Below are 12,605 nucleotides of genomic sequence, written 5' to 3'. Positions count from 1 at the left end.
AGAAAACTGCTGAGTCTTTTGGGTTTGAGCTAGTTGCTAAAACTCCACAGTTAGATTGAGTTTCTTAGGAGGACTTTAGCTTTTAGGCAGGGGTTTCAACCCCTGTCGGACTATCGATGTAACGTTAAGTTGACTCCACTGGACACTGCCGTGTCCTCATCATGATTCTAAAATAGATTGTTTGCCTAGCCATTCGCGGAAGCTGGCATGATACAAACTATAGCAAATTTCTCCTCCTATTTCTTGTTTATTTAAGAACTCTATCCAATTGTCTAACACTTTTTCAACATCGTATTCATCCTCATCAATTATATTGGCGATCGCACTTACAGACAAACCTGTTGTGGATTTTACCAAAACATTCAGCACAGACAACTCGATCGCCGATAAAGCATCACCTCTGATCCGCAGCCAGTGGTTTTGATAATACGCTGCTAAACCGGGAGGAAGTTCAGAGACAAGTGAGGGCTCTCCCAGATTAGCATCGGGGTGTGAATTCTCGGTAATGGCAGGTAACATCTGACTCAGATACATGAAATTGTTTTCGCTGACAGTGGCGAGTTGTTGGCAGAATTCGGGTTGAGTTAAATCCGGTGCAGTCGATCGGTATTGCTGAATGTAGTTCAGGGCATCTTCGCGATTTTGAGCGGGATAATCTCTTAAATCGAGAGTTTGAGAGGGCGCTTCAATTAACAAACCGGATTTCTCTCTCAAAAACGGGCGGCGGGCGAGGATAAAATAAGTTCGATCGCACAAATATCTCGGCAGATAGAACAGATTTGTGCTGGGAGGTTGACTCGTGCGGGCGATCGCGTCTACAGAATCAATGACTATTATCAACTTTTGGCGATCGTTTAATTTATCGCTAATTTGCTGAAGCAACAAAGACAGAAACCAACTCCCATCCTCGGATTCGAGATTTTGAATTTGAGATTTGAGCTTGACAATTTCGGATGTTTCCCCATTGGCGGCAAGGTATTTGTCAATCAGTTGAGTGCAGACAGAAGCGAGAAAATCTTCAGCTCGATTTTTGCCTTCAACTCCAGCGTTGTAATAGATACTGCGAGGATGGGCGGTGACATATTGGGCGAGGATGGAACTTTTGCCGCAGCCGGGAGTGCCGACAATTGTGAAATAACCGCGGCTGTGGGAATCCAGAAAGTCGGAAATCGCAGAAAAAACAAACTTGCGCCCGACAAAATTCTCGGTTTTTTCTCGCAGGAGTTGCTGAAATTCTATTGGGTAAGCGGCGGTATAGATGGGAGGTGACAGAGGTGAGGAATTCATGTTAGTGCCTCCATCCCTTCTAGTCGCAGGAAATATACGCGGCCGGATTCGTCGCCTGCCACAATTGTGACTCCATCGGGTTCAATGGCGCAAGAGGCGATCGAACTTTCACCAGTGAAACTAGCAATGATATTTCCATTCGACAAATCCCAGACTTTGAGGGTGTTGTCTGATGAAGCAGAAATCGCTTGCTTGCCGTCGGGGGTGATGGCTACTGCTTTTACCGAGTCGCTGTGACCTTTGAGAGTAAACAGTTCCTTTCCACTCGACAAATCCCCGACTTTGAGGGTATTGTCATCTGAACCAGAAATCGCCCGCTTGCCGTCGGGGGTGACAGCTACTGCATTTACCGAGTTGCTGTAACCTTTGAGACTAAACTCTTCCTCTCCAGTGGTTAAATCCCAGACTTTGAGGGTATTATCGTATGAAGCAGAAATTGCCCGCTTGCTATCAGCACTGACGGCGACTACATTTACTGATTTGTTATGACCTGCCAGAGTCAACAGTGCCTTTCGACTTGTTAAATCCCAGACTTTGAGGGTGTTGTCCCACGAACCAGAAATCGCCCGCTTCCCATCAACAGTAACGGCTACTGCGTTTACCGATTTTTTGTGACCTTTGAGAGTAAACTGTTTCTTTCCAGTGGTTAAATCCCAGACTTTAATGGTTTTGTCCCACGAACCAGAAATTATCCGTTTGCCATCAGCAGTAACGGCTACTGCGTTTACCGTGTCGCTATGACCTGTGAGAGTAAACAGTTGATTTCCAGTGGTTAAATCCCAGACTTTGAGGGTGTTGTCCCACGAACCCGAAATTACCCGTTTGCCATCAGCAGTAACGACTACTGCTTTTATCAAATTGCTTTTGAGAGTAAACAGTTCCTCTCCAGTGGTTAAATCCCAGACTTTGAGGGTGTTATCCAATGAACCCGAAATCGCCCGCTTGCCATCAGCAGTAACGGCTACTGTGTTTACCGAGTCGCTGTGACATTTGAGAGTAAACAGTTGATTTCCAGTGGTTAAATTCCAGACTTTGAGGGTGTTATCCGATGAACCCGAAATTGCCCGCTTGCCATCAGCAGTAACGGCTACTGCGTTTACCGAGTCGCTGTGACCTGTCAGAGTAAACAATTCATTTTCAGTGGTTAAATTCCAGACTTTCAGGGTGTTATCCGATGAACCCGAAATTGCCCGCTTGCCATCAGGAATTACGGCTATTGCATTTACCGACTCGCTGTGACCTTTGAAAGTAAATAGTTCATTTCCCGTTGTTAAATCCCAGACTTTGAAGGTATTATCATATGAGCCAGAAATTACCCGTTTGTTATCAGCAGTCACGGCTACTACTTTTACCAATTTTCCGTGACCTTTGAGAGTCAACAGTTCATTTCCCGTTGTTAAATTCCAGACTTTGAGGGTGTTATCTAATGAACCCGAAATTGCCAGATTGCTATCAGCAGTTACGGCTAATACTTTTACCGATTTTTTGTGACCTGTGAGAGTCAACAGTTCATTTCCAGTTGTTAAATCCCAAATTTTGATAGTTTTGTCAGATGAACCAGAAATTGCCCGCTTGCCATCAGCAGTGACCGCTACTGCATTTATCAATTTGGTGTGACCCGTGAGAGTAAATAGTTCCTTTCCAGTTGTTAAATCCCAAACTTTAATGGTGTTATCTCTTGAAGCAAAAATCGCCCGGTTACCATCAGCAGTCACAGTTACTACATTTACCAATTTGGTATGACTTTCGAGATTGAAAGTAAACAGTGCCTTTTCAGTTGTTAAATCCCAACCTTTAATCCTGTTGTCTTTTGAGCTAGAAATCGCCCGTTTGCCATCAGTAGTAACGACTACTGCATTTACCGAGTCACTGTGACCTTTGAGAGTAAATAGTTCCTCTCCAGTTGTTAAATCCCAGACTTTAAGGGTTGTGTCAGATGAGCCAGAAATTGCTCGCTTGCCATCAGCAGTTACTGCTACGACATTTACCGAGTCGCTGTGACCTTTAAGGGTTCGTAGAACTCCGCTGCCGGGGGGAGTGAAACAGGGTGTGAAAGGACGCAACCAAGGTACTGCTTTCTGATGCTGGACTCCCTCCAGGATGGCTTTTATTTCTGGTGTTTTTAAGTGTGCCAAGCGCCCCCACAATTGCTCTGCGAGTTGCGTCTTATCTAGCTCCAAAATATCGGCTGACATCCAAAATACCGATTGAATCAAGTTCAGAACTTTGACTTTTTCTGGATTGAACTCTGAGTGATTTAATGCTTCGTAATCGTCTACTAAATTAAAATCATCAATCAGTGCCTGCACCCCAAACTCAGGATGCTGAATCTTTGCCATCAAGTAGTTAAAATCAGTCAGCGTTTGATAATACTTTCCTAAATGACCTAACTTGACATGATTTGGCAGTAAGCTGCCCAGATAAGCACGTTGATAGGAAAGTGGTTTGGCCGCTAATTTGTCAGCAAATTCTCTCATCTCACGCCATCCCCTGTTCTAAATATTCAGCAATCCGTTGATTTACTTCCTTAAAAATATTCCGCTTTGAATCCATCTCCCGTTTCGCTTTCAGAAAGTCAAGGAAACTAGCATGATAGATGGTATAGCAGATTTCTCCGTCTACATTCTGCTTTTTCAAATACTCAACCCACTCATCTTCTAAAACCTGTGCCACCTCGCATTCATCCACTTCAGCAATTCCAGCAATCATCTCGCAGGGAATCGGCGTGCCAATCTCTAGTAAAATATACAAGACCATCTCCATCAATTGCCCTGGCTTAGCTTCCATCCCCATCCGCACCCAATGGTTTTGATAATACTCTTGCAGCCCGTCTGGCAGTTGTTTTAAACTCAAGTCATTGTAATCGCCGTTAGCAATTGCTGGCAAAACATACCGCAAATACATAAAATTGTTTTCGCTCTTATTTGCCACTTGCTCGACAAAATTTTTCTCAGAAATGCTGCGGTTTTGAATCCAGTCTTTCAGTCCATATTTATAATCATAATCGGCATTGAGAGCAAAGCGAATATATTCTTTAATATCATCTTGATTAAAAGTAACATACTTGTTGTCTCTTAAATCTAACTCTTTTACCAGAACTCCCGGAGATACGGAAAGCCGCTTTTTGCCGAGGTTATAGGGTCGCCTCGTCAGCAAGAAATAAACCCGATCTGGCAGAGTGGTCGGTAAATGTAAAAGATTTTCTCCCGCTTCTTGTTCGACTTCATCCAGTGCATCAACTGCAATTACCAAACGTTCGCCCAAAGTGAGTTTTCCTGCCACCTTTGTCAGTAAAGTTGGTAAATCGGCATCTTCTGAATTTGGCAATTGATAGCGGTCAATTAATTGCCGGCGCATGCTCTTCAAAAACAATTCTGGTCTGTTGCGACGTTCGACGATAATATTGAAATAGCAGGGAGATTTATGTTCAGAGACGTATTTGGCAACGATCGAACTTTTGCCCATTCCCGCATCCCCGATAATTGTAAAATAACCGTGAGGGTTTTCCTTGATAAAGTCCTGAAAAGCCTTAAAAACAAATTGGCGGCCGCAAAAGGTTTTAATTTTTTCTGCTATGAGTGATTCAAACTCTGGCGGCAGCTTATTTTCGGCATTCCAATCTTTTGGGTCAACAATATCTGTTGGTTCTATTCCTAATGCTTTAGCTATGTTGGTAACTGACCATCTTTCTACGCCATTGGGGCAGTCTTTTGTACCGAGTAAGCGCTTAATTGTGTCCTCGGAAACATTTGTTTTATCCGCGAGTTTTTTTATCGTCAATCCAGCTTCTTGGTATGATTCTCTGAGCTTGCTTTTTCCAGTTGCACTCGATTGAACTTTATCGGATTCGCGCATAGTAGGTTGTTACCTATGGTTGTTAGTTTTTCAGTTAATTCGATAATTCGACAGTCCGACAGTCCGACAGTCCGACAGTCCGACAGTCCGACAGTCCGACAGTCCGACAGTCCGACAGGGGTTGAAACCCCTGTCTCATAGCGAAAGTCGTCTGAAGACGACTAAAGTTTAGTATTTTAGTCGGTTTCAACCGACTTTTGCTATTAGCCAGGGAATTCATTCCCTGGCGGACTTCGGGAAAATCCGACAGTCCAAACTTACGCAGTCCGACCAAAGAAACCGGGTTTTTACCCGAATCTACGGGTGAGTGGGAAGTATTTTCGTAAAAACCCGGTTTCTGATTCCCCATTCGTAAATCCTAATTTAAATATTTCTGTCTGTCTAGGGCAGATAGGTTGTAATCTCCTGCCCGATCTGCCCCAAAAATTAGGGCAGATCGCAAATTAAAACTCGCCCTATCTGCCCTTGAGTCTCGCTGTTTGCTTCGGTAGAGTAATTGTAGAAACAAAAACTTATCAGTATCTAGGAAAGGAAACAGTTATGAATTTTAACTTATTCGGCAACTCGCAACCTGATGAAGATTATAGCGACATTGCAGAAGAAATACTGGAAGAATTGCTGCGACAAGTTCGCCAAAGCTACAATGTCGCCCTTACCGTCATCGGTACATCGGCAATTCTTGCTTTCGTAGGTGTGGGACTTGTTTATGCTAATAAAGCTCAGGAAGGTGCTATCACTACTGCGGCGGGAGGAGTAACAACTGTTGCCGCCACTCGGTTTGCAAACCAAAAGAAGAAGGAATTACAGCAGATGATGGAGCTTGTTGAAAAACGAAGAGCGAAAGAGGAATTACGGAAAATGATTCCTCGTCCCCAGGCTCTGCCTCCTGTGAAGCCCCGATAAGCGAGGCAGAGCCTCTAGATATGGGTTCCCAAACAAAGCCTGGAAACCACCTAAATGTAGGGACACGGCAGTGCCGTGTCCTGACTTAGATATCCTAGTTTTTAGCCGCCCCAAACCTTCTTTAAAACCTCTTGAGGAGAGATGTCTGCCATTTTGCCAGTAGGAGATTTAATGCCCAAAAATCGATCGCTCTTTGGCAGCAATTTTGCAGGTTCAGTCGGGCCAAACAAAGCTATTGTATAAGTTTGAACCGCCACAGCTAAGTGCATCGGCGCACTGTCAGTACACATCATCAAATTAGCAGCAGCAATAGTGGCTGCCAACTTGCCGACATCATCCGGCGAGATAACTTTTACATTCGGACATAACTCGACTAACTTGGCCACGAAATCTGCATCTTCGGGGCCTTTCACAACAACAACGGGCAAATTCGGCTGCCGCTGCTGACAGTCTTCAATTATTTGCTTCCAGTTGTCTGTAGGGTAAATTTTGTCAATACCTTTAGACACAGCTAATTGACTGGAACCGCCGTGAATTAGAATGTAACCGCTTTCTTTTACGCCCAACCGCTGCTGTTCGGCTTCCGCCCACTGAATGTCCTGTTTAGGTACATTAATTGCGATCGCCGGACAAGGATTGTTAATGTTAAATCCTTGCAGCAAATCGTGGTACATTGAAGCCGCGTACTGTTCAGTTTTCAGCGGTACGGCAGCGGTGAGAAATCGAGCGCCGTTGGTTCCCGAATAGCCAACTCTCTGCGGAATGCCGGTCAGCCACAGCAGCAGCCCTACAGTCCACCGCTGGCCGAGGGAAATAACTGCTTCGTATTCGCGATCGCGAATTACGCCCAGTAAATTGCCCAAATCTGCCATAGCGTTGCGGTCTTTGAAATTGTACGTCAAGACTTCTTTGACCGACTTGCAGACTCGGTAAGCACCCTTTGCCCTCGGTTCCACGATGACATCAATTTGCGCGTCGGGATAAGACTGCTTGAGGTCATCAAGAGTGGGGAAAAATAAAATTTGGTCGCCAATCCCGCCAGGGACAAGTGCTAGTATTCGCATCATAAACGATCGGGCTATTATTGATCGAGGTAGCTCTCAGAGATCGGCTCTCAACTATCAGCTTATAGTATTTCTAGACCTTAAAAGCTACTGGCTGACAGCTAAACAACTGACTCAAAAGTACAGGACGCTCTTATTATATATATCTAGTTGGGTTAAAAACGGTTAGTTAATGCACTTATTAATTCCTGCGGCGGGTTCGGGGCGACGGATGGGGAGTCAGCGGAACAAACTGCTGCTGACTTTGCTCTCTAAACCTTTGCTGAGTTGGACTTTGGCTGCCGCTGAAGCTTCGCAGCACATTAGCTGGATTGGCATCATGGGTCAGCCAGACGATTTTCCTGATTTTCAAGCAATTCTGAGCGATTTATCTTTGGTTAAGCCCGTGGAACTGATTCAAGGTGGCGCCACCAGGCAAGAGTCAGTTTACAACGGTTTGCAGGCTTTGCCTCCGTCGGCCGATCGAGTGTTGATTCACGACGGCGCCCGATGTTTGGCAACTCCTGAATTGTTCGATCGATCTGCAGAGGCTCTCTTGAGCTGTCCCGGCTTGATTGTCGCCGTCCCGGTCAAGGATACGATTAAGGTAGTGAACGAGTCTAGGATCGTGCTAGATACACCGGACAGACGCAATTTGTGGGCAGCCCAGACTCCCCAAGGATTTGAAGTGAAATTGTTAAAGCAGTGTCACGAAGAAGGGCGACAAAAAGGTTGGGAAGTTACCGACGATGCGGCTTTGTTTGAAAAATGCGGTTTACCAGTACGAATTGTGGAGGGGGAAGAGACGAATTTGAAAGTCACAACGCCCGTTGATTTAGCGCTAGCTGAATTTATTTTGCGGCAGAGAACAGATCGGAGTAAATAGAATTTGTTAACTATTTTTAAGAACGGGCAAGATGCCCGTTCCACAATCAATAATTTGTTAGTTGTGGAACAGGCATCTTGCCTGTTCCTTCCACAATCAATAATTTGTTAGTTGTGGAACAGGCATCTTGCCTGTTCCTTCCACAATCAATAATTTGTTAGTTGTGGAACAGGCATCTTGCCTGTTCCTTCCACAATCAATAATTTGTTAGTTGTGGAACAGGCATCTTGCCTGTTCCTTCCACAATCAATAATTTGTTATTTGTGGAACGGGCATCTTGCCTGTTCCTTCCACAATCAATAATTTGTTAGTTGTGGAACAGGCATCTTGCCTGTTCCTTCCACAATCAATAATTTGTTAGTTGTGGAACGGGCATCTTGCCTGTTCCTTATGTTATCTTAGAAATCTCATAGCTGGAAGTAAACATATGATTTCTGTTGCGCCGATCGCACCACCGTTACTCATAGGCGAACAGCGGGTGGTGTTTAGAAATATTACTTGGCAGGGCTACCAACAACTGCTCAAGATTTTGGGCGATAAACGAGCGGCTAAATTGATATTCGATCGAGGGACTTTAGAAATTACCATGCCTTTAGAAGAACACGAATTTTCGGCACGCTTAATCGAACGACTGATTATTATTTTGGCTGTAGAGCTAGGTTTGAAGATTAAAACAATGGGTTCGACAACCCTCGATCGATCGGACTTAAATCGCGGCGCAGAACCAGATAATGCCTATTACATCCAAAATCAGCCCCTCGTCGCCGGTCGTACAGTAGATTTAGCAACAGATCCGCCACCCGATTTAGTCGTAGAAGTAGATATCACCCATACCGATATTGATAAGCCAGCTCTCTATGCCAGTATGGGAGTACCGGAGTTTTGGCGGTACAATGGTATAGAATGGCGAATTTACAAGCTGGAGAACGATGAGTATTTGGAAGTATCTGTCAGCCCCACTTTTCCGATCGCGCCCAAGGAAAAGCTCTACGAATTCTTGGCAGCAGCGCAGCTAGATGAAGTAGAAGCGGAGGTAAATTTCCGCAACTGGGTGAGAGAGATGACGAATATTAATACAAGTGGAGGATGAAAGCAATGCAATATAGCGGTAAATGGCGGATCGCAGAGATGGAAATGTGGGATAGTGATTACTTGGACATGGAAGTTGAAGCCTATATCGAGATTGAACCGACAGGTTCGGGAGAATTTCAATTCGGTTTAGTATCAGGTGAAATTGACGGCGAAGTCGTAAAAGATGGAAAGGATGGGCGATTTGAGTTTACATGGGAAGGTAATGACGAGAACGATCCTGCATCTGGTAGCGGTTGGCTCAAATTAAAGGATAAAAACTCAGTAGACGGTCGAATCAAATTCCACCAAGGCGACAGTTCTAGTCTTGTTGCTAAGCGCATTAGCAGTAAATAAACGATCGCACTATTGGTTATGCGACTTTTTTTAACCGCAGATATCTGCTGTAACAAAATCCCATCCGCGTTCATCTGCTGATATCTGCGGTAACAAAATCCCAATCTAACCAATAACCAATAACAACTGACTTAGGTTTCTCATGAAGGATTAATCGGAAACTCACCCTCACTCTCAACCTCTATCACACTTGTAACTACATCCAAAAACGCAAACACGGCCGGAACTAACAGCGCATCCCTCAAAACAGCCACCCCAATTACTCTCTCAAAATCCGCCGGCAAACTGCAAACTTTCACCGAAGCAGGTATCGGTTCTGCGGCCAAACGGGGCAGAATTGCTGTACCCAAACCTTGTAGCACCATACTGACAATAGTTGAATCTTCACTGAGTTCGTAAGCGATATTTAAGGGAAATTTCCCAGTTGTCAAATACTTGCGAAGCGGTATCGAACAAGCATTTTCTGCCGGCTGCAAAATCAGCGGATAGTTCGCTAATTCTTCCCAGGTAATCTTAGCACTTTTACATGGTGCATTCGGCGGCAGCAAAACCAGATATTTGTCCCGCAAAATTTCCCGAGTTTCAAATTCATGAGAGATGGGAAGGGAAACAAAGCCGATGTCTGCTTTGCCCGATCGCAAAGCTTCTTCCACAGCTTGGGTATAATAAACTTCGGTAATGCTGACGGCAATTTTGGGAAAGCGATCGCGAAATTTAACAATTATACCGGGCAGGATATGAGTGGCGACGCTCCGAAAAGTCACTATCCGTACCTGGCCTCCCTGCAAACCTTTTTCTAAATCCGCTTCTTTCACCATCATTTCTAACGATCGCACAATTTGACGCCCGTGACTCACTACCCTTTGCCCCACCGGCGTCAATTGAGCACCGTGCCGCCCCCGATGGAACAGTTGCACTCCCAATTCGGTTTCTAAAAATGCGATGGCGTGGCTGACTGCTGACTGGGACAGTTCCAGTTGCAAAGCCGCCCCGCTAAAGTTTTCACAGTCTGCAACTGCTATCAAAGCCTGAATTTGAGAGAGTTTCATCCGTCGCGTATTGATTTCATTCATAGCCTTTTTGCCCGACCGTCAATCTATCTATTTTATTCATACAATCTATGCAAGCAATGATTTGATTGTCAATCACCAAAGAGTTAAGGTTAATTTATTAAATAACAGATTGACTTTCACAGGACTTGCACGCCAACAATAGTGTGCTGTAATTGCGCTGAAAAATATTGCGAATTTAAGCGTTTTTTGTAATTTTATTCGTGCAATTTTTGTGGAAATTATAAGTTGAAGGTGTTGGCTATGTCTACTTGCAAAAATCCAATCGATACCCCACGAATCAAAGTTTTTTCGATTGCCGGTCGAGCTTTACCAACAAAAAAACAGAAAGGGCGATCGATCTTTTGGGCTATGAATCAAATTTGGCAGTTTTTCCTCGCCGCCGTCGCTGGCGGGGACGACCTGAGAATTTGGCAGACCTCAGATCGCGATGGTAACACTTGGTGGCACGGTTGCGATCGGGCTACAGGTCGCTCTACCTGTGTGGCAACTGAGGATGAAATGCGCGCTTGGCTCGATCGGCGTTACTGCCAATAGTCGATTGTCGGTGGTGTGGAAATGAAGTGAAATACAGTCTTCGATTACCAATTCCCAATTACCAATTCCCAATTACCAATTCCCAATTACCAATTCCCAATTACCAAGTAGGAGATGCTATGCTTCAAATATCTTCCGAGTTGGCAGCGCCCGTTAGCGGAACCCTCGAAGAGGATCGCATTATGCTGATGCAAAACGAGGTATACAGATTGCCTCAAACTCATCGAGAAATTCAAGTTTTGTCAGGAACTGCTTGGATCACGGTTGACAAACAGGACATCATTTTGCAAAGCCATGAAAAAGCATCGCTTCCACCCAGCAAAAACTTTGCTGTCATCTCCGCACTCAACAATATGCCGCTAATTCTGGCAGTCTCGCAAGACAAAAAGCCAGTTAGAACCTAGCGACTGAAAAAAAAATTCGGCAGGAACACCCCAAAGAGCTCTATCTTAATAGTTATAACTTGGCTCTTGGAGGACTCGATCGGTGCACTGCCGCTCTTACCACTTCAGCTATCTCACAGCTATAAGTATTGTCTTATCGCCCGCACTCAGCTTGCTGGCAATTTCAGACGCTCTGGCTTATGCCCCAATTATAAATGCTAGGCGCGCCCAAGCGAGCGGTTCCCTACGGGATAGCTTCGCTTCACTCGCCCAGGCAACTGACCCCAAAACGCAAGCAGACAAACTCTTTGAAACAGGAGTAAAACAGCATCGCGAGGGTTTGTTTCGAGAAGCAATCGAGACTTTTGAGCAAGTTTTGGCAATTCGCAAGCAACTAGGCGACAAACCGGGAATCGGAGAAACCCTCAACAATATGGGGGAAGTTTATGCTGAAATGGGTTCGAGGCCCAAAGCTTTGGAAGTTTTGCAGCAAGCTTTAGTCATTCACCGAGAAATCGGCTTGGGGCCGCGTATCGCGCGCACTCTCAATCTCATCGGTTTCGTCAACCGGATTGCGGACAATTTTTCCGAAGCGATGAAACTGCACCAAGAAGCTTTGGAACTTGCCAAAACTGCCAACGACCAAATTGAAATTGGAGAATCTCTCCACAACATCGCGGCCGTGTACGCAGAACAGGTCAATTACGCCAAGGCGATCGAATTTTACCAGCAAGCGCGCACGATTCGCAATGTTTCGGGCGATCGGCGCGATTTAGGCCGTACCCTCAATAACATGGGCGGCGTCTACTACAACATCGGCGACTTTAATAGAGCGATGGAATTTTACCACCAAGCTTTAGCAATTCGCCGGGAAATCGGAGATAGGGCTGGCGTCGGCCGCCTCCTCAACAACATGGCACTTACCTCTCGCAAACTCGGCAAAGATACTCAAGCGCTGATCTATTTTCAGCAAGCGATACCAATGTTAGAAGCAATCGGCGACAAGACAAGTATCGGACGCTTGCTCAACAATATGGGCGCGATTTATGAAAGTCTCGCTCAATATGGCAAAGCTCTCGAATCCTACGAGCGAGCTTTGAAAATTGCTCGCGAGGGCGGCGATCAAATAGGAGAAACTACGGCGATGGAGGGGATTAAGCGATTGTCTTCCAGTCAGCTTGTGCCGCAATAATGGCTGTTAGTCAGAACAACAATC

At 45.2% G+C, this 12,605-nt stretch carries 13 protein-coding genes; 7 read left to right on the top strand and 6 right to left on the bottom strand.

Annotated elements, in window-relative coordinates:
• Positions 1 to 159: 159 nt before the first annotated feature.
• From QUA56_RS08160 to QUA56_RS08145, 4 genes are read right to left on the bottom strand one after another with little or no spacing between them, the layout of a single operon-like run.
• Positions 160 to 1,287, bottom strand: a complete 1,128-nt coding sequence (locus QUA56_RS08160) for an ATP-binding protein (RefSeq protein ID WP_333355589.1) — start codon at positions 1,285 to 1,287, stop codon at positions 160 to 162.
• Positions 1,284 to 3,764 (bottom strand): beta-propeller domain-containing protein, encoded by a 2,481-nt coding sequence (locus QUA56_RS08155; RefSeq protein WP_333355587.1) that lies wholly within the window; start codon positions 3,762 to 3,764, stop codon positions 1,284 to 1,286. The genes QUA56_RS08160 and QUA56_RS08155 overlap by 4 nt, the downstream gene beginning before the upstream one ends.
• 1 nt (position 3,765) lies before the next feature.
• Positions 3,766 to 5,142 carry an NACHT domain-containing protein gene (locus QUA56_RS08150; RefSeq protein ID WP_333355585.1) on the bottom strand — a complete coding sequence of 459 codons (1,377 nt, stop codon included), beginning with the start codon at positions 5,140 to 5,142 and terminating at the stop codon, positions 3,766 to 3,768.
• Between the two features lie 34 nt (positions 5,143 to 5,176).
• Complete coding sequence (locus QUA56_RS08145) at positions 5,177 to 5,491, bottom strand: hypothetical protein (RefSeq protein ID WP_333355582.1); 315 nt, start codon at positions 5,489 to 5,491, stop codon at positions 5,177 to 5,179.
• Positions 5,492 to 5,682: 191 nt separating this feature from the next.
• On the opposite strand from QUA56_RS08145, the gene QUA56_RS08140 reads away from it, so the two are divergent.
• Complete coding sequence (locus QUA56_RS08140) at positions 5,683 to 6,045, top strand: TRADD-N-associated membrane domain-containing protein (RefSeq protein ID WP_333355579.1); 363 nt, start codon at positions 5,683 to 5,685, stop codon at positions 6,043 to 6,045.
• Positions 6,046 to 6,146: 101 nt separating this feature from the next.
• Here the strand turns inward: QUA56_RS08140 and QUA56_RS08135 are convergent, their stop codons facing one another.
• On the bottom strand, positions 6,147 to 7,109 hold the full coding sequence (locus QUA56_RS08135) for a glycosyltransferase family 9 protein (RefSeq protein ID WP_333355603.1): 963 nt from the start codon (positions 7,107 to 7,109) through the stop codon (positions 6,147 to 6,149).
• 172 nt (positions 7,110 to 7,281) lie between these two features.
• On the opposite strand from QUA56_RS08135, the gene ispD reads away from it, so the two are divergent.
• The 3 genes from ispD (at position 7,282) to QUA56_RS08120 (ending at position 9,399) form a co-directional block, all read left to right on the top strand.
• The gene (gene ispD / locus QUA56_RS08130; protein WP_333355576.1) at positions 7,282 to 7,974 is read left to right on the top strand and encodes a 2-C-methyl-D-erythritol 4-phosphate cytidylyltransferase; all 693 of its coding nucleotides are present in this window, start codon (positions 7,282 to 7,284) and stop codon (positions 7,972 to 7,974) included.
• A gap of 427 nt (positions 7,975 to 8,401) precedes the next feature.
• A complete protein-coding gene (locus QUA56_RS08125; protein WP_333355574.1) occupies positions 8,402 to 9,064 on the top strand; it encodes a Uma2 family endonuclease in 663 nt (220 codons plus the stop codon).
• Between the two features lie 5 nt (positions 9,065 to 9,069).
• On the top strand, positions 9,070 to 9,399 hold the full coding sequence (locus QUA56_RS08120) for a hypothetical protein (protein ID WP_333355571.1): 330 nt from the start codon (positions 9,070 to 9,072) through the stop codon (positions 9,397 to 9,399).
• Positions 9,400 to 9,539: 140 nt separating this feature from the next.
• Here QUA56_RS08120 and QUA56_RS08115 read toward each other — a convergent pair whose 3' ends face one another.
• Complete coding sequence (locus QUA56_RS08115) at positions 9,540 to 10,472, bottom strand: LysR family transcriptional regulator (RefSeq protein WP_333355568.1); 933 nt, start codon at positions 10,470 to 10,472, stop codon at positions 9,540 to 9,542.
• Between the two features lie 240 nt (positions 10,473 to 10,712).
• On the opposite strand from QUA56_RS08115, the gene QUA56_RS08110 reads away from it, so the two are divergent.
• The 3 genes from QUA56_RS08110 (at position 10,713) to QUA56_RS08100 (ending at position 12,581) form a co-directional block, all read left to right on the top strand.
• Positions 10,713 to 11,006 (top strand): hypothetical protein, encoded by a 294-nt coding sequence (locus tag QUA56_RS08110; protein ID WP_333355565.1) that lies wholly within the window; start codon positions 10,713 to 10,715, stop codon positions 11,004 to 11,006.
• Positions 11,007 to 11,032: 26 nt separating this feature from the next.
• Positions 11,033 to 11,410, top strand: coding sequence for a hypothetical protein (locus QUA56_RS08105; protein WP_333355563.1), 378 nt, complete (start codon positions 11,033 to 11,035; stop codon positions 11,408 to 11,410).
• An 82-nt stretch (positions 11,411 to 11,492) separates the two neighbouring features.
• Positions 11,493 to 12,581 (top strand): tetratricopeptide repeat protein, encoded by a 1,089-nt coding sequence (locus QUA56_RS08100; RefSeq protein WP_333355560.1) that lies wholly within the window; start codon positions 11,493 to 11,495, stop codon positions 12,579 to 12,581.
• Positions 12,582 to 12,605 lie beyond the last annotated feature (24 nt).

This window comes from Microcoleus sp. N3A4 (assembly GCF_036701805.1).
GTDB lineage: Bacteria > Cyanobacteriota > Cyanobacteriia > Cyanobacteriales > Microcoleaceae > Microcoleus.
Note: the sequence above shows the minus strand (reverse complement) of the source record. Positions and strands in the feature narration are given on the sequence as shown.